Source organism: Paraburkholderia sp. FW306-2-2C-D06C, assembly GCF_058781505.1.
In genome coordinates this window covers 26150-43547 of sequence record NZ_JBYSWU010000023.1, presented here as the reverse complement: position 1 = coordinate 43547, position 17398 = coordinate 26150, and the positions used below count along the sequence as shown (strand labels likewise).

Here is a 17398-nt window from a genome sequence, read left to right as displayed (position 1 = left end):
TAGCCGGCGCGGCTGCGCCACGTCTCGATAGCATCTTGGGAAATGCAATCAATGGACACAAGAGAATCCTCAGCATTCACCGCGCTCCTGCCAGTCAGGTTGGCACGCGATGGCGGCAATGACCCGAACAGCAGCCTGACCGGAACTTCCGCAGTCGACATCCCAGCCCCAACAGTCAAAAGCGGACACACTTTTTCTTTCAGCCAGGACGGCGAAAGCTTCCTGCTCGACGGCGAGCCTTTCCAGATCCGCAGCGGGGAGATGCATCCCGCCCGCATCCCGGCCGAATACTGGCAGCATCGCATCCTGATGGCCAAGGCGATGGGGATGAACTGCATCGCCTTCTACGTCATGTGGAATTACCACGAAACGAGTCCAGGCATTTTCGATTTCCGCACAGGGAACCGCGCCATCGAAGCATTCATTCGACTGTGTCAGCAGGAGGGGATGTGGGTGTTGCTGCGGCCGGGTCCCTATATCTGCGGCGAATGGGATCTGGGCGGCATTCCGTCGTACCTGTTGAGTTATCCGGACATCCAGCTCAGGACCGACTCCGCTAACGATCCTCGCTACATGTCGGCGGTAGCTCGCTACATCAGGGAGCTGAGCCCGCGCATCGAACCACTGCTGGTGAGTAACGGGGGACCGATCCTGATGATTCAGATCGAGAATGAATTCGGCTCGTACGCCAGCAACCCGGCTTACCTTGAAGAGATACGGCAGCTCTGGCTTCAGGAAGGGATACAGGGGCCGTTCTATACCGAAGATGGCATCAGGCAGCTTGAACAGAATCGCACGAGCGTCACCGGCGGCGCGATTGCATTGAGCAATGGCGATGCAGAGCAAATTGCGGCCGTCCGGCGGGAATTTCCGGCCGTTCCGGCGATGGCCGGTGAAGTGTATCCAGGGTGGCTCACCCATTGGGGCGACGAGACGCTCAAAGGGACTGCCGTCGATATCTCCGGCACGCTAGACGCGCTCATGCAGCTGAAGCTGTCGTTCAACCTCTATGTCGTTCACGGCGGCACCAGCTTCGGCTTCTATGCCGGCGCAAACGTGGATGCCGATTCAGGCGAATATCAACCCGACATTACCAGCTACGATTACGCAGCACCCATCAGCGAGCAAGGCGTGGCGACGTCGAAGTACATGAAGTACCGCCGCGTCATTGCCCGCTATCTCTCGACGCCGTTGCCCGATATACCGAAACCTGTCCCGACGATCAGGCGCAAAGGAGGTCAGGCCTTGATGCCGGAACTTTGCGCGTCCATTTGGGACAACCTGCCTGGCGCGCTCCCGGCCGCGCAAACCGTCGACCCACAGCCGTTCGAGTTGTACGGCCAGGCGTTTGGTTTCGCGCTGTATCGCAAGAAACTGCAGGGCTATCGCGGTGGTGTGCTGGATCTCAAGGATGTTCACGACTACGCGACCGTTTTCGTCGGCGAGCAATATGTAGGCGGCGTGTCGAGAGCTTGCATGCCGGAGCACTGCGCGCAGCCGCTGAATGTCACGCACCACGCGCCGCTTACGGTTCCGCTTGTGTCGTCGTCGCCGGACAGCGACGTATCATTGGATATCCTCGTCGAGGGCATGGGGCGCGTCAACTATGACCACGCGATGATCGACCGCAAAGGCATTCTCGAACCAGTTACGCTGCAGGATGCGGGAGGCTCGAGCGACACGCTCACCGGCTGGGAAGTCTTCCTGTTACCGATGGATACCGCGTTTATCACGAACTTGCGCACCGTCTGCTCGAACCCCCGTAAGGCTGGACTGTTCTTCAAAGCGACCTTGCCGTTGGATACAGTCGGCGATACCTATCTCGACATGCGTGACTGGACCAAAGGCGTGGTCTGGGTCAACGGGCACAATCTGGGCCGCTACTGGAATGTCGGTCCGCAAAAGCGCCTGTATTGTCCAGCACCCTGGCTGAGGCCGGGTGACAACGAGGTCGTCATCTTCGATCTGCACCAGATGGAAGCGAAACCGGTTGAACTGGCGCGCACGCTATCGTAAAGAAGGCACTGGAAGCCAACACCGGGAAATCCGCGGCCACTTCGATTACCCTTCGCCACCGGCTGGTACCAGCTCCAAAGTGAGCACTTCGAAAGGCGCGAGTGGGATAGTGTGCGGCTGGTCCGCGTCCAGCGCCGGCGGAACATGCGAGGCATGGCCGTGCCATAAGCTGCGCGTCTGGAATCGTCCCGCCGCGCCGGCCGGCAACTCCAATTGGCGCCGCAAATCGAGCACGAAGCTCTTCGCCTGGCTGTCGGGATTGCGCAGCGTGATGATCGCCTTGACCGGCGACCATGCAGCCCAGCCGTACACCTCGAGCCCGTCCGGCGCACCGCCAATCCAGTGGCTGTCGCGCAGCACGTCGGCGTTCGCCCGGGCCCACCTGGCAGACTCGGCGAGAACGTCCCAGTCGCCGTCGCTGAGCAGCGACGGCGTGATGTACAACTCCTGCAGTTGTGCGCCGCTGCCGAAGTACGAATGCACTTCATTTGCGAAGTCCTGGCCTTGAGCGGTGTTCAACCGATCGTTGCACTGCGCGTAGATGATGCCGTGGAGCATCAGCGAGTTGAGCGGAAACAGCGGACTCCTGACAACGACGTTGCGGTAGGTCTGTGCGTCGCGATAGGTAATCCAGCATTCGCGGTTACTGCCTACGCCGTCCAGGTCGTCATCCTTGCCGCCGCGCCAGATCGAGTCGGCGTGGCGCAGCCAGAACGGCGACGGATACGTGCCGACGGTGAGGTTGATGAAGGTATCGGGCCTGGCCGCGCGGATGTCCTCGATCAGCTGGATCGCCGCGTCCCAGTCGCTGCTGAAGCGGCTGCCTGGGACCACCTTGTCGACATTGCCGGCGCCATCGAGCTTGAAGTGATTGATGCCGTGCTGCGTGAGCAGTTCCATCACGGCCTCATGGAAGCGTCGATAGTATTTCGGCCCGGACAGCGCGAAGCAACCATCGATAAACTCGTATCCGGCGGCGTGGCCCCGCGTCACGCGCTCCTGCCGCGTCGAGCCATAGCCGCCCCACGGCGATAGCCACACGCCTGGCGCCGCGCCGTACCGGGCGGCGGCGTCGCGCAGCGGCACGAATCCATGCGGAAAATCCCTGCCGAAATGCCAGCTGCCGCTGTAGTCGTCCCAACCGTCATCGAACAGGAAGGAATCGAGTTGTACGCCGCGCTTGTCGTGCAACTCGCGGCCGATGTCGTCGATGCGTTCGAGCGCTTGCTGCTGCGTATACGGCGTGAGGTAACCGATGTCGTACCAGCAGTTGTAGTGCAGGAACGGGCGGTACGGATGGGCTCGTTCGCGTTCGAGATAGGCCGCGAAATCGCGGCGTAGCTGGCCGTCGCGAGCCACCCCCGCCACCGCCGAGAAGACACTAGTCTTGCCCTTTTCCAGCGGCAAGGCCCGCGACAGGATGAACCTGACGGTGTCGCCGCGTACCTGGCTTTCCGACAACGGAAGCTCGAAACCGAGGTAGACGTTGCCCGCGACCACGGGTGTTCCCTTGAACTCGCCGCCGGTTTGCGCACCGGACGCCTGCGTCTCCAGCAGCGAAACGGTGGCAATGTGCTCGTCCTTGCTGAGCGCGGTAATCGCCACTTGCAAGCGCAAGTACTGCGAGCTTTCGCGTTGCTCCACGCTCCACTCCACCCGCAGGCGATCCTGTTCGTCACCGAGGATGGCACGCACGCGTCTGCCCGCGATCCGTTCGGCCAGTCGAGACGCCTTGGGATTTGCCGTCAGCATTTCTTCGCGCAGCGGCGCAAGCAGCTTCAGGTCGGCAATGCCCAGTGTGCGACCGTCGGCCAGCGATAGCGCAAACGGCGCGGTGACAGGCAGAGTGCGTAGGTGTACGCGGTCGGTCAGGGCGAAATCGGCCAGATGCTGGTGCCTGACGGTCCAGTTCAAGGCGATCGCCGCGTTACCGAAAGAATGCCAGTCACCGTTCGTCTGGAACGCGGGCATGCCCGGATGCTTGGACACATTTTCTTTGGCGTGCATGGAAGAAGCCCAGGATGAGGCGGGTGCCTGATCCATAGAGTACAACTACCAAAGTTCGTTATGGGGCCGGGTTCGGCTCGAGAAGCAGACTGTCGGCATGGTGCCGTGCCGGCCTCGTGTGCCACCTGCCTATTGTTCCGTCTGCTGGCGCTCGTATTCCTTGTATTTCATCTGGATATATTCCTGCCGACTCACCTCATGCAGTTGACGCGGATACTGTTCAGTTGCATCGAACCAGTTAGTGAGGCGTTGCTCCAGACGCTTGTCAGGCGCGCTGGATAGCGCGCCAAGATAGGCGTCTATCGCCAGGTAGTAGCGCATCGTATTGCGTTCCACCAGACCGCGAACCCCGCCTATGTATTCAGTCTGTTCGGAGGACGGGCCACCGGCGGCGGTAAAACCGACCTTGTCGCTGCCAATGGTCGCCAGATAGGTTTTCATGGCGATGCGCCCCGCCATGCCGTAGCTGTACGAGTAGGTCAGGTGCAGAAAGGTCCGGTTGCCACTTATGCCTACCGCTTCGAGCACGATACGGTAATCCTTTGTGCTCAGCGGACCGCTGTCGGCGTTGAGGTCCACCTGGAAGTATCCTGGGCTCGTGGCTGCTGCGCGGTAATGGAATTGCACGCGGTAGGTGTCCGCGAGTTTCTGTTCGACTTTTCTGCCTATATTCACGCTCACCATGTCGCCGTTGTTGCTGGTCGAGGCATGGCAATACTTGGTATTAAGGTGCAGTATCAGCACATCGCACCAGTTGGCAGGGCCGTGCGCGGGGTCATCGAGCGCGCTGCTGACTGTAGCGAATGGGTAGTCCACCACGGCGTAAATGTCGCCCTTGAGCGCTGACGGTGACTCTGCCGATTCAAGATACAGCGGACGCTGGAACTGGTTATGTTTGAGCTGTTGCGCCAGGCTCTGGTATTTGTCGCGCAAGGTCGAAGCATCGTCCGCCCCCAACGCGAGCAGGCCATGGCACAGGCAGCACATGACCAGGATGGCTAACATCAGTTTCAATTTGCGTGGCCTGTTGTTGCCTATGCTTTTAGCAAGCGCGACCATTAACGTGCTCCGGCCTCCCGCCTCAGGTTGTTGGCACTACCGTGCAGCATACCCCGTCGATCATTGCAGTATTCGTGTTTTATGGGGCATCCTGGCATCCACGCCGAATCAGATATAGCCACGCGCCCCAGTGCGTGAGCGTACCTTCGCGGCCCGCGACGTGTAATTCGCCCATTCGATATTGCTGTTCTCGCTCATGCTACGATTCCTTCAAGTTTTGAATGGAGACTGCCATGTGGGACAAGATCGAACACAACGGGTACGAAGTCTGGGTCCTGCCGATCCTTGCATACGGTCCGCCGGCTCCAGCCACCTTGTGGCATTACTCGGCGTACATCTGTCGCCACGGTGCCGATGCCCACATGGCGGGGCAGAGCATTCGCTTCGATGAACTTGTCGCCACGTTTCACAGTGAAGAAGAAGCCCGCGAGGCTGGGTATGTCGAAGGCAAGCGGCGCGTCGACATGATTCACAAAGGCGGTTGATCGTTTCCGGTTCTTTCGCGTCTGTCGGCTTTGCGATGTCAAACGCAAGCGAGGCGCAGTGCTGGAGGCCTTGATAGTGTCTCGAAGGCGCGCAGCATGGCAACAACGTCGCCGCTTCCAATCGCACGCGTTGCCGCGTCAAGGTCGGCTCGGATCATGATTGCGCCAAAGGTGCCGACAGGACCGAGTTCGGCGTAGTGGCCGAGTATCTCGGTCACGCGCTTGATTTCGTCTGGCAGCGCGTCGCCGAGGGATTGGGTTTCGCTCATGCCAGGATTCCTCGTATACCCCGAGAGAGACCTTCATGGCCAGCCACAATTTCTCGTACAAGGAAGTCAACTACAGCGTCTACGTGACCGAACAAAAGGACGGCAGGTGGGACTGGGCATACACGTTGACCAAGCCGCCCATCTACTGGAAAAACCCGGAGTCGCCTGCGCGAACTCCGGAGGAGGCGATCGAAGAGGCTCGTTTCGACGCGGAACGCCGCATCGATGCGATGTAGTCGTTTCACGGTGTGTCTCCGGATGCACTGCGTGCTGGCGGTCATGCTAGGATTCCTTCAGGAAACTGCCGGGGGCCGACATGTGGACCTGCCGAAACTGCGATGCGCGGTACGACTTCGATCAGGTCGCGCCGGAAGCCGATGACCAAGGATTCTTTTTCCTCTGCCCAGCCTGTGACTACAGGAACAAGCTCGTGAGTCTCGGCCGGGACGCGAGCGGGAACTTGCAACTTGTTCAACGCGACGACGAATAGAGCGCTCTTCTGGAGGTGGTCATGCAATTCGACTACAAGGAGTTCCACATCGACGCGTCGCCGCTTGATGAAGGTGGTCGCTACTACGGTCGCGCAAAGATTTACCGGCGCTCCACTGCGGGGGGCGAGGTCGTCGAGGTGAAGTACTCGGGTGACCTCGGGGACTACCCGTCCGATGCTGACGCGTTCGAGGCGGCGCGGCGCTGGGCGATCCAGTGGTGCGACGAACACGGCGTTTAAGGAGCGCCCTACGATTTTTCGGCACTGAGAACGGAAATCATTATGGCTACGCACGTCGATGAAGGCTTCAGACCGAGAGTGACAGCGCGTTCGACAGTCGCCTTTCGGGTAATTTTCGACGATCACCAGCCAGTCTTCGAGATAAGCGCTGAAGCGTTGAAGGAATACTGCGATGCGGCCGGTGATGGACGGGAAGACTTGCTCGCAGCGTTTGAAGATGCGCAGTTCGAGATTTTGGCCGTCGCGGAGGCGAAGGTCGGATCGAGTGACACGAATCCAATCCTGTTGACAATGAGCGATTTCAAGAAGGCTGGTCATTAGCAGGCTCTCCGGAACTCAACCACCCACACCCGCGGATTGGCATCCCGTGCATAGCCGCGCGCGGCGTTGTGATTGTCTAAAACCACGCAGGAGACGAGCATGCCCGAAGGAAAAGAGGTCTTTGACGAGTACCATGGTTTCACGATCCGCGTCTTGCCAATTCCCGAGTATTCGCCTCATCCTCCGAATATCCCGTTTGGCTATGTTGGCTACGTGGCGCGCCCGGGAGCCGACATTCGATATGCGGCGCAGAAGGTAGACTTCTCGCATCCGGTGCCAGATTTCCTGACCACAGATGCGGCGGAACAGGCGGGGTTTGGGGAAGGTCGGTCGATCATCGACGGCACGCATCCCAGTGGGCTCACTACGAACGGACTCTAGCGGCATCCATCGAACAGGGCGCACCATTGCGCCGCTGAATTGGCGGTTGTGATGAATCCAGATTTTCGGCAGGCCGTACCCGAAGACTCGGAATGGCTATTTGACACGTACCGGCGAACGATGAAAGGTTTCGTTACCTCAGCGTATGGCTGGGACGACGACTTGCAACAGGCGGGGTTTGCCAAAAGCCTTCGCCAAGGCTCTTGTCAAATAGTTACATGGGAAGGCAACCGATGCGGATTTGTGCACTGGGACGTCGAACCGGATCTCGTATGGCTGCGGATGCTTTGTATCGTGCCGGAGATGCAAAACAAGTCGATTGGCAGTGCAGCGATTGCCAAGGTGATGTCGTTGTCCAGTTACTTACAAAAACCGCTGTACTTGAATGTCTTCGTATGCAACCGGGCTGCTTATGACTGGTACAGCCGAATCGGTTTTGTCGAAATCGAAAACGACGGCAAGGTCTCCACTTTGGTGCTTGCTCCTTCGTCATCACCGGCCCATAAGGAACGGCATGCGTAGTCTTCCAGGCACCGCGTTCCCATCGCGAACTTCCGGGTTCGGCCAGGATGCGACATTCGTACAAAGGACGCCGCGGACGGCCAACCGTCGGATGTGGGCCGGCCAGCGGACGCTCAGCGTGCCCCATCGATCCGGTGCTCAGTCTCAGACGGCAGCGAGGCAACAGGCTTAGGCACAGCAAAATTGGCATTGCCTCTCACCTCGCGCGCTACCTTGAGGCGGGCCAAAAATGATAATTCCAGATAAATAAGGATAGCATTGCTCCGCCATAACATCGTCCTTATCGGAAAAATCAAAAAGGATTAAAAAAGTAATTTTTGGTAACACACTTGACCTATATTACATTCGAGCAGCTTAAAGAAGCCTAACAATCCTAATTAGGAGGTTACTGCTTCAGAACACTTCGTCACGCACCTTGGTCGACATCACATCGGGCAATACCTCAACACTCGTGCCCCGCTCAATATAAGCCGGCAGCGCGTGATGGTTAATTTGTCTTGTCCGAATTTAAGTAATCCAGCAATACTTCGGCCGACTCGTTGCGCCACTGCCGCTGGGCATATCGCCCATAAACAGTCCTCGTATTTTTATTATTATTAAAAAAGGAGGCCCATTATTCAACGTTTCTCAGTTATTTCTCAATAGGCCCTACCATGATATTCTTGGAGACAAATATGAAGAATCTAGCTTTAGTTACATTGGCTGCGGTGCTGGTCGCTCCCGCAGCTTGGGCCCAAACCACCAATGCCGCCAATGGGCCCAGCGGAGCACATTTTGCAACTGCCGAGCCGGTATGCTCCGTAGACTCATCCACCCAGAGTGTCAGCTGCACCGGGGCCACTATCGGGGGAGTCGGCCACACTAATGCGGACGTGGTTCTGACAGCGACCTACTCAGGCACCGTGCAGTGCACAAACCATGGCGGCCAGGTCGTCGATGTGAAGACGCAGTTCCCGGAGTCTTCTTCGTTCAACAACCTGAGCCCTTCCAGGAACGGGCAGCTGGTAGTGGCGCCGCTCACTGTGACGGCGCCGACCCAACAGCAGTTACTAGACGCGGCTACCTGCCCCAACGGGAACTGGACCAAGCAGCTGATAGCCGGCCCAACCCTTGGGCATTTCGTGTATACGATCACATTCAAGGGCTTCAGCGGGCCTTATTTCAGTATTCCTTGATTGACCTTGGCACAGGCTACGGCACATTCGACTGAACGGGAAAACCCGACACTAGCGAGAGCGTCCAAAGCCATAGGGATGGACGTGCCAGCATCCGCTGGCACGTCTGCAATCGGTGGCGGCCGGTACCGTCATTTCATGCGGTGCCACGCCCACTTTTTCCTGAATCATCGGATGCTTGGCTATGCAACAAGACGTTCACCTTGATTGCCGCGTGGGGCATGTTCCACATGCACCGCGCCATTTTTTGCATGCCCGGTGGATGCTGCTGTTCAGTCTGCTGCTTACCGGATGCGGCGGAGGGGATTCGGATTCCACCCCTGCATCAATGGCAGCCCCGCAGCAAGCTTCATCGGGACCGAGCCCACTGGCCGCGCAAAGCACGTCGCCACGGGGGGGGAAATCGGCACCGTCGGCCGTGACGGACGAAGCTGCCGTACCTTCGGTAGAGTCTGCCAGTTTTGTGCAACTTAGCGCGCTACCGCATCTGTCATCGCTGTCCGACCGTGAGAAGGCGGGGTTGCTCATGCTGCTGCCCTCCAAGTCGTCTTCGCAACGGCTGGCATTGATTAACATGTATCCGAGTCTGGTCAAGCTGCCGGAGCAGCAAAAGGAGCTGTTGCTGGACCAACTGGAAAAAATCGTCCCGGTCACGGTAAGTCAGCGTCAATGACCGCTTTCCGGTAAGCGGTCGTTGTGCATAAGTTCGAACGACCGAACGTTTCGGATCTCTAGGCTAGACGACTTGGCATGGTTGATGTCCGTTGGATGCTCAAATGCGGCCGTTGTCGGTGCGACGATCCGAGTGACGGCAACGGGTCGCGTGCCGCCGATCAGCGACAGGCAAAGTCACTGCGAAATATGGCCATTGCATGAGGCTGTACGCGACTAACCCGTCATTCGACGCGTTGGCCCGGTCTATCGGGGCAGAACTGTATCTGTCTCAGTGGCGGCTCATAGCGATAATGGGGGTACATCGTTAGAGAGTCGTCAATAAACCGAGGAGCGCAATGAATCGCCGCTATATCACCGCTGATGTGTTCACAGACGAGAAATTTAAAGGCAATCCGGTTGCGATCGTACTCGATGCCGCTGGCTTATCAACCAATCAGATGCAGGCAATCGCAAGCGAGTTCGCGTACTTGAAACGACATTTGTGTTGCCTCCCCGCGATGCCGCTAATACTGCTTGGGTGAGAATTTTTACGCCGAGCCGCGAGATACCCTTCGCCGGACACCCAAACATCGGCACGGCATTTGTGCTCGCTGCAAAGGCGGCATCCGGTCGGGATCCGTTGCCAGATCGGCTCGTCTTCGAGGAGTTAGCTGGCCTGGTTCCCGTAAACCAGCTGAAAGAGGGCGGGGCCGTGGTCGGCGCTGAGCTCATTGCGCCGGAACCGTTGGCGCGATTGTCACACGTCTCCGCAAGCCGGGTGGCCGCTTGTCTCTCACTCGCCCCTGACGACGTCCGGATTGATGCTCACCCCCCTCAGGTCGCCTCTGTTGGCCTTCCGTTCCTCGTCGTTGAACTTGCTTCACGCGATGCCCTACGGCGGTGTGTGCCGAATCTCGTGGCGTTTAAAGGCTTGCTTCCGATGGACGGTGCCGTGTCCATCTACGCCTATACGCGCGATATCGACCGCGCCAGGACCGGAACTATCTGTGATCTGGAGGCACGGATGTTCACGCCGCGCATGACGGAAGACCCGGCCACGGGTAGCGCGACAGCAGCAACTGCCGCGCTCATTGCTCAGGTCCGGGGTTTGGCGGAACTGTCGTTGTGCGTCGCCCAAGGCGTGGACATGGGGCGCCCGAGCATCCTGTTCGCGAAAGTCGACACGCATGGTGGGCATGCAAGGGTCCGTGTCGGCGGCAAATGCGTTAGCGTTATGGAAGGGTCGTTTCAGCTCGCGGGCGACGACTAGTTAATCGTTGGCCAGCGTCCGCTATCGAGAAAGTTGAGCGTCTCTTGTTCGGCCACAACCACCGCATCATGGTCGTCAATCGTTTCTACGCGAACGTCGATCGAAACGGGAAGAACGTGGTTTTGCAATTCGACCCGACGCCGCCACAACAAATGCTGGTCGCCTGCCTTTGGTCGCGTACGCCGATACCGGGTGAACCTGACCTATGGTCTTTTGCCGCAATCACGAAGACGAGCAAAGCGGAAAGCATTATGGAGATCTCCGTGACTTCAAGTCGGCGCGCAACCGGCGATTGACGAAACGCCACACTGCGCTCACCAGCAACGATCCGACACCGAGTCCCACGCCCAGCAGCACGATCGAACTCATATGGTCGCGCACCAGCGGCACGTTGCCGAACAGGTATCCTGTCGCCACCAGCGACACGATCCACAGCGCCGCGCCGGCCGTGACGAACGACACGAAACGCGCGAACGTCATGCGCGAGACACCGGCGACGAACGGCGCGAACGTGCGCACCACCGCAATGAACGGCGACAGCAGGAAAGTCAGGCCGCCGCGTGCTTCGTAGAAGGCGTGCGCTTTATGTAGCGCATGCTTGTCGAGCCAGCGATAGTCGGCGGTATAGACTTTTTCGCCGATCGCGCGGCCGAACCCGTAATCGACGATGCTGCCGGCCACAGTCGCGGCAAACAACACCGGAATCACGATCCAGACATTCAGCGCGCCGGTGGCGGCGAGACCGCCGCAAATGAAAATCAGCGGATCGCCCGGCAAGAAGAACAGCGGCAGGAAACCGATCTCGACGAACACGACGAGAAACAGCATCGCGTAGACGGCGGTGCCGTATTGCGCGATCAGGCTGCTCAGGTGCTGGTCGAAGTGCAGGGCGACCTGCAGCAGATGCATCAGATCCATCTTGAGTCGAACGGGAATTCAGGTGTTCAGGAGTGTAGTCCCGCGGCGCCGCATGCACCTGTTTATTTCACCGCGATGATGTCAATATCGAGGCCCGTCGTTCCAGAAAAACCCCCTCGAACGCCCACGAAAGCTCACGAATCGCTCACGAAATGCCCATGCAACAAGCTCGCGCCGTCACCTTCCGTTTTGCCGCGCCACACGATGCCGAGTCCATCCGGAGCATCGAATACGAGGCCGGTCAGCGCTTCGCCAGCGTCGGCCTGGCCGGTATCGCCGATGCGCCGCCGATGGAGCTGGCCCTCGTCAACCGCAAGATCGCCGCGCAGCAGATCGTCGTCGCCGTGGCAGCCGACCAGACATGCGTTGGGTTCGTGATGTTCGAGCCGCAGCCAACAAGGTTCTACGTCCAGGAACTCGATGTCCTCACGGCGTATGCCGGGCAGCGCATCGGTGCGGCGCTGATCGGCCAGGTTGCGCAACTCGCGCGCGCGCAACTGGTGACGCAACTCACGTTGTCGACGTTTCGCGAGGTGCCGTGGAACGCGCCGTATTATCGGCGGCTCGGCTTTCGCGATATCGAAGAAGCTGAACTCGACGCGGCGTTGATCGCGCGGCGCGACGCGCATATTGCCCGCGGCCTCGACGAATCGAAACGCGTGTTCATGCGACGCGATCTTGCATGAAGCTGGCGGTGCGCGCGGAATTTGCATCGGGTAGAGCATGAAAAACGCGGCGGGCGTCACCGGATTTCACTCCGGTTACACCCGCCGCGCGCTTTTTGCAGCTTACTTCTGCTAACCAGCCGTTTTAATGCAGCAACATATGCCTGCGCTGGCTCCGCAGCTTACTTTACCGCTTACTTTACCGCTTACTCCACCGTTTCCAGCGTCGGATAATCGATGTAGCCGGTCTCGCCGCGCGCATAGTACGTTGCCGGATTCGGCTTGTTCAACGGCGCATTCGTTGCGAAGCGGCGCACCAGATCCGGATTCGCGATGAACAGTTGACCCCACGCCACCGCGTCCGCTTCACCCGCGTCGAGCACTTGCTGCGCGGTTTCCCGGGTGAACTTTTCGTTGGCGATGTACGGGCCGCCGAACGCCTTCTTCAGTTGCGGGCCGAGGCGGTCTTCGCCGAGCGCTTCGCGTGCGGCGATGAACGCGATCTTGCGCTTGCCGAGTTCACGAGCCACGTAGCCGAAGGTGCCGGCCGGATCGGAATCGCCCATCGTATGCGCGTCGCGGCGCGGTGCGAGGTGCACGCCGACACGGTTGGCGCCCCATACGTCGATACACGCGTCGGTGATTTCGAGCAGCAGGCGGGCGCGATTTTCAATCGGGCCGCCGTAGGCGTCGGTGCGCTTGTTGGTGCTGTCCTGCAGGAACTGGTCGAGCAGATAACCGTTCGCGCCGTGGATTTCGACGCCGTCGAAACCGGCCTGTTTCGCATTTTCAGCGCCCTTGCGGAACGCGTCGACCACGCCGGCGATTTCTTCGAGTTCCAGCGCCCGCGGCGTCACATAAGCGCGCTCCGGACGCACGTGGCTCACGTGACCTTGAGCGGGAATCGCGCTCGGCGCGACCGGCAGCTCGCCGTTCAGGAACAGCGGGTCCGAAATACGGCCGACGTGCCACAGTTGCAGGAAAATCTTGCCGCCGGCGGCGTGCACGGCATTCGTGACGATTTTCCAGCCTTCGACCTGTTCCTGCGACCAGATGCCCGGCGTTTCGGCATAGCCCACGCCTTGCGGCGTCACCGACGTGGCTTCGCTGATGATCAGCCCGGCCGTGGCGCGTTCGGCGTAGTACTTCGCCATCAGCTCGTTCGGCACGCGGACTTCGCCGGCGCGTTGACGCGTGAGCGGCGCCATGATGATGCGGTTCGGCAACGTGATGTCGCCAATCTGGAGCGGGTCAAAAAGAGTCGGCATAAGAGTTCACCTTTCCTGGCGGGCGCAAGGCCCGGGCCTTAAAAAACAGCGTGATGAAAGAAGCGCGGCGACGCGGATGGACCGCTCAGAGCTCGGCGTTCATGTGCTCGAGAAACGCCTGAATGACGGGCTCGTTGCGTTTGAAAAACACCCATTGACCGACTCGCTTCGACGTGACGAGACCCGCGCGCTGCAACGCGGCGAGGTGCGCCGACACGGTCGACTGCGACAGGCCGCAGCGCGCGTCGATCTTGCCGGCGCACACGCCGTGATCGAGCGGCAGTTCCTGGTCGGAGAAATGCGCGTACGGCTCTCTTAGCCAGCCGAGAATCTCCCGGCGCACGGGGTTGGCAAGCGCTTTATGAATCGCGTCGATGTCGAGCGTCATCTGGGTGGCTTCAAATCATGAACAACAAACAGATGTGGCGCCGGTCGGCTCACGCATCTGCATCGCTACAAGGCGAATCATATATCGGAATGTGACGATATGCATGAAGCCATTACTGTCTATGGGGGCGATAGGCTTGATATGCCTGTCAGTTTTTTCATCGCTGCCGGGCGAGGCCCGGCTGCCCGGACGCGGCGCCGGCTGCCACGCGCGCTAACCCGCTGTTGGCGCCCTGGTTTCGTGATGGTGATCCGCGGCGAGGAACATATACATGGCCGGCACCACGAACAAGGTAAAGAGGGTGCCGATCGACAGCCCCGTGAAGATGACGAGCCCCATCGCATTGCGGCCCGCGGCGCCTGCCCCCGATGCGATCACGAGCGGCACCACGCCGAGCACCATTGCGGCCGTCGTCATCAGAATCGGGCGCAGCCGCACGCCCGCTGCTTCCTCCAGCGCTTCGCGCTTCGATCGGCCGGCGCGCTGCAATTCGTTGGCGAACTGCACGATCAGAATCCCGTGCTTGCTGACGAGCCCCATCAGCGTGACGAGCCCGACCTGCGTATAGATGTTGAGCGTCGTCAAGCCGACGTTGATGAAGATCAGCGCGCCGAAGAGCGCCATCGGTACCGAAATCAGGATCACGATCGGGTCACGGAAACTTTCGAACTGCGCGGCGAGCGCGAGCAGCACGATGATCGTCGCGAACATCAGCGTGATGACGAAGCCGCCGGATTCCTGCACGAACTGCCGCGACTGGCCCGAGTAATCCGCCGAATACCCCGCCGGCGCGACCTGTGCGGTCGCCTTGCGCAGGAAATCGAGCACCTCGCCCTGCGATACGCCGGGCACGATCACGCCAGAGATCGTCGCTGAGTTGAGTTGCTGGAAGTGGTTGATCGACTCCGGCACGACGTTGTGTTCGATATGGGCGATCGTCGAAGCCGGGATAACAGTGCCGTCCGGCGTGCGCAGATAATAATCGAGCACCTGCGACGGATTCAGGCGGTCGGTCTGCAACACCTGCGGAATGACCTTGTACGAGCGTCCGGCAATCGAAAAGTAGTTGACGTAACCCCCTCCGAGCGCCGAGCCGAGCGCTTGCCCGACGTCGCTCTGCGAGAGGCCAAGCGAGGCCACTTTGTCGCGGTCGACGACGAGCGTGGCCTCCGGCTTGTCGAGCTTGAGATCGCTGTCGACGAAGAAGAACATCCCGCTCGCGCGAGCTTTTTGCAGGACTGCCTGCGATACCTCGTTGAGATTCTCGAAAGGCTCGGTCGTGCTGATGACGAACTGCACCGGCAGCCCTCGCGAGCCGGGCAGCGGCGGAAACTGGAACGCCGCGACGCGTGTGCCGGCAATCTGATTCCATTTCTGCTGCAATTCCTGCTGCAAGACGGTCGCGCCCTTGCTGCGCTTGTCCCATGTCTTGAACAGCACGCCGCCGATTCCCTGGTTGAGGGTCGGCGCGCCGGTGAGCTGGAACATCTGCGCATATTCGGGAAGCTGTCTGGAGATATCGAACACCTGGTCCGCATACATCTGCATCTGCTGGATCGTCGCGTTCGGCGGCCCCTGGACCTGCGACAGTACGATCCCCTGATCTTCCTGCGGCGCCAGCTCCGATTTCGACGTCATGAAGAGGTAGACCGCGCCGCCGAGCAGCAGTGCGCCCATCACGGTGAATACCGGCCAGGTGTCGAGCGTCGCATGCAGCAGCCGGCTGTAGCCGCGGTGCACGCGTTCGAACTGGCGGTAGACGAAGCGCGCGAAGCGCCCGGACTCCTGGTCCGCGCGGAAGAAGCGCGAGCACATCATCGGCGACAACGTCAGCGCGATCACGCCGGACACCGTCACCGCACCCGCGAGCGAGAACGCGAACTCAGTGAAGAGGGCGCCCGTCAGGCCGCCCTGGAAACCGATCGGCAGATACACGGCGACCAGCACGACGGTCATCGCGAGGATCGGTCCGCCGAGTTCGCGCGCGGCGATCAGCGCGGCTTCGAAGGGCGCCTTGCCTTCCTCCTTCATGTGGCGATCGACGTTTTCGACGACGATGATCGCGTCGTCCACGACGAGTCCGATTGCGAGCACGAGCGCGAGCAGCGTCAGCAGGTTGATCGAATAGCCGAGCAGCTGCATCACGAAGAACGTGCCGATCAGCGACAACGGCATCGCGATCAGCGGCACGATGACGGCGCGGAAACTGCCGAGAAACAGGAAGATGACCGCGGTGACGATGAGGAGCGCCTCGACCAGGGTCTTGATGACTTCGGCGATCGCCGTGTTGACGAAATCGGTTGCGTCATAAACGATCTCCCCGGTCATGCCGACCGGGAACTGCGCCTGCAGCGACGGAAAGACGGCGCGCACGCGCTTGGCCACGTCGAGTATGTTCGCGTCCGGCGCGACCTTGATACCGATGAATACCGAACGCTTGCCGCTGAAGGCGACGTTGAAGTCGTAGCTGTCGGCGCCGAGCACGACGTTCGCGACGTCCTCGAGGCGCACGATCGCGCCGTTCTTCTGCTTGACGACGAGTTGCCTGAAGTCGTTGACGGAGTGCAGGTCGGTGCCCGCGTTCAGGTCGACGCTGACCATTTGCCCCTTGGTCGTGCCGAGCGTCGCGAGATAGTTGTTTCTGCCGAGTGCCGTATAGACGTCGGCCGCCGTCACGCCGTGCGCGGCCAGGCGCGTCGAATCGAGCCACGCGCGCAACGCGAACTGCCGGCCGCCCAGGATCTCGGCCGTCTGTACGCCTTCGATCGAATCGAGCTTGGGCTTGACCACGCGCAGCAGGTAGTCCGTCACATTGTTGCTCGGCAGCACGTCGCTGTAAAAACCCATGTACATCGCGTCGGTGGTTTGCCCGACCTGTACCGTCAGCACGGGCTGCTGCGCTTGCGGCGGCAACTGGTTGCGCACCGACTGGATCTGCGTGTTGATTTCAGTCAGTGCGCGGTTCGCGTCGTAGTTCAGGCGTAGCGTCGCGGTAATGGTCGACACGCCGGTGCTGCTCGTCGAGGACAGATAGTCGATGCCTTGCGCCTGGGCGATCGCCGCCTCGAGCGGCTGCGTGATAAAGCCGGCGACCGTATCGGCGTTCGCGCCGTAGTAGGCGGTGCTGATGGTCACGACCGCGTTTTCGGTCCGCGGATACTGGCTGACCTTCAGGGCGGCGAGCGAGCGCAGCCCGAGCACGAGGATCAGCAGGCTGACCACGGAAGCGAGCACAGGCCGCTGGATGAAGAGATCGGTGAATTTCATCGC

The 17398-nt window shown here is 60.1% G+C and carries 17 protein-coding genes and 2 pseudogenes; 12 read left to right on the top strand and 7 right to left on the bottom strand.

Going from position 1 to position 17398, the window contains the following annotated elements:
* The first annotated feature begins 51 nt into the window (after positions 1 to 51).
* Entirely contained in the window at positions 52 to 2016 is a 1965-nt protein-coding gene (locus AC3WLT_RS18820) for a beta-galactosidase (protein WP_492593199.1), read from the top strand.
* A gap of 45 nt (positions 2017 to 2061) precedes the next feature.
* Here AC3WLT_RS18820 and AC3WLT_RS18815 read toward each other — a convergent pair whose 3' ends face one another.
* Positions 2062 to 4023 (bottom strand): alpha-galactosidase, encoded by a 1962-nt coding sequence (locus AC3WLT_RS18815; RefSeq protein ID WP_492593198.1) that lies wholly within the window; start codon positions 4021 to 4023, stop codon positions 2062 to 2064.
* A 129-nt stretch (positions 4024 to 4152) separates the two neighbouring features.
* Positions 4153 to 5082 (bottom strand): hypothetical protein, encoded by a 930-nt coding sequence (locus AC3WLT_RS18810; protein ID WP_492593197.1) that lies wholly within the window; start codon positions 5080 to 5082, stop codon positions 4153 to 4155.
* A 233-nt stretch (positions 5083 to 5315) separates the two neighbouring features.
* Between AC3WLT_RS18810 and AC3WLT_RS18805 the strand changes: the two genes are divergently transcribed.
* Positions 5316 to 5567, top strand: coding sequence for a hypothetical protein (locus tag AC3WLT_RS18805; protein ID WP_492593196.1), 252 nt, complete (start codon positions 5316 to 5318; stop codon positions 5565 to 5567).
* A gap of 38 nt (positions 5568 to 5605) precedes the next feature.
* Here the strand turns inward: AC3WLT_RS18805 and AC3WLT_RS18800 are convergent, their stop codons facing one another.
* The gene (locus AC3WLT_RS18800; protein ID WP_492593195.1) at positions 5606 to 5836 is read right to left on the bottom strand and encodes a hypothetical protein; all 231 of its coding nucleotides are present in this window, start codon (positions 5834 to 5836) and stop codon (positions 5606 to 5608) included.
* Between the two features lie 35 nt (positions 5837 to 5871).
* Between AC3WLT_RS18800 and AC3WLT_RS18795 the strand changes: the two genes are divergently transcribed.
* From AC3WLT_RS18795 to AC3WLT_RS18755, 9 genes and pseudogenes are all read left to right on the top strand, one after another.
* Entirely contained in the window at positions 5872 to 6072 is a 201-nt protein-coding gene (locus AC3WLT_RS18795) for a hypothetical protein (RefSeq protein ID WP_492593194.1), read from the top strand.
* 275 nt (positions 6073 to 6347) lie between these two features.
* The gene (locus AC3WLT_RS18790; RefSeq protein WP_492593193.1) at positions 6348 to 6566 is read left to right on the top strand and encodes a hypothetical protein; all 219 of its coding nucleotides are present in this window, start codon (positions 6348 to 6350) and stop codon (positions 6564 to 6566) included.
* Positions 6567 to 6608: 42 nt separating this feature from the next.
* The gene (locus AC3WLT_RS18785) at positions 6609 to 6887 is read left to right on the top strand and encodes a DUF1488 family protein (RefSeq protein ID WP_492593192.1); all 279 of its coding nucleotides are present in this window, start codon (positions 6609 to 6611) and stop codon (positions 6885 to 6887) included.
* A 99-nt stretch (positions 6888 to 6986) separates the two neighbouring features.
* Positions 6987 to 7268, top strand: coding sequence for a hypothetical protein (locus tag AC3WLT_RS18780; protein ID WP_492593191.1), 282 nt, complete (start codon positions 6987 to 6989; stop codon positions 7266 to 7268).
* Between the two features lie 51 nt (positions 7269 to 7319).
* Positions 7320 to 7790: a GNAT family N-acetyltransferase gene (locus tag AC3WLT_RS18775; RefSeq protein ID WP_492593190.1), complete on the top strand. Its 471-nt coding sequence runs from the start codon at positions 7320 to 7322 to the stop codon at positions 7788 to 7790.
* A 674-nt stretch (positions 7791 to 8464) separates the two neighbouring features.
* Complete coding sequence (locus tag AC3WLT_RS18770) at positions 8465 to 8965, top strand: hypothetical protein (protein ID WP_492593189.1); 501 nt, start codon at positions 8465 to 8467, stop codon at positions 8963 to 8965.
* A gap of 184 nt (positions 8966 to 9149) precedes the next feature.
* Positions 9150 to 9638 carry a hypothetical protein gene (locus AC3WLT_RS18765; RefSeq protein ID WP_492593188.1) on the top strand — a complete coding sequence of 163 codons (489 nt, stop codon included), beginning with the start codon at positions 9150 to 9152 and terminating at the stop codon, positions 9636 to 9638.
* 337 nt (positions 9639 to 9975) lie between these two features.
* Positions 9976 to 10889: pseudogene (locus tag AC3WLT_RS18760) on the top strand (PhzF family phenazine biosynthesis protein).
* A gap of 83 nt (positions 10890 to 10972) precedes the next feature.
* Positions 10973 to 11185 (top strand): annotated as a pseudogene (locus AC3WLT_RS18755) (hypothetical protein); the annotation flags it as partial.
* Here the strand turns inward: AC3WLT_RS18755 and AC3WLT_RS18750 are convergent.
* Positions 11139 to 11807, bottom strand: coding sequence for a VTT domain-containing protein (locus AC3WLT_RS18750; protein WP_492593187.1), 669 nt, complete (start codon positions 11805 to 11807; stop codon positions 11139 to 11141). The pseudogene AC3WLT_RS18755 and the gene AC3WLT_RS18750 sit on opposite strands and share 47 nt — an antisense overlap.
* A gap of 158 nt (positions 11808 to 11965) precedes the next feature.
* Between AC3WLT_RS18750 and AC3WLT_RS18745 the strand changes: the two genes are divergently transcribed.
* The gene (locus AC3WLT_RS18745) at positions 11966 to 12493 is read left to right on the top strand and encodes a GNAT family N-acetyltransferase (RefSeq protein ID WP_492593186.1); all 528 of its coding nucleotides are present in this window, start codon (positions 11966 to 11968) and stop codon (positions 12491 to 12493) included.
* Positions 12494 to 12678: 185 nt separating this feature from the next.
* On the opposite strand, the gene AC3WLT_RS18740 is transcribed toward AC3WLT_RS18745, so the two are convergent.
* The 3 genes from AC3WLT_RS18740 to AC3WLT_RS18730 form a co-directional block, all read right to left on the bottom strand.
* Positions 12679 to 13740, bottom strand: coding sequence for an alkene reductase (locus AC3WLT_RS18740; RefSeq protein ID WP_492593185.1), 1062 nt, complete (start codon positions 13738 to 13740; stop codon positions 12679 to 12681).
* Positions 13741 to 13825: 85 nt separating this feature from the next.
* A complete protein-coding gene (locus AC3WLT_RS18735; RefSeq protein ID WP_492593184.1) occupies positions 13826 to 14128 on the bottom strand; it encodes an ArsR/SmtB family transcription factor in 303 nt (100 codons plus the stop codon).
* 213 nt (positions 14129 to 14341) lie between these two features.
* On the bottom strand, positions 14342 to 17395 hold the full coding sequence (locus tag AC3WLT_RS18730; RefSeq protein ID WP_492593183.1) for an efflux RND transporter permease subunit: 3054 nt from the start codon (positions 17393 to 17395) through the stop codon (positions 14342 to 14344).
* Positions 17396 to 17398: the final 3 nt, after the last annotated feature.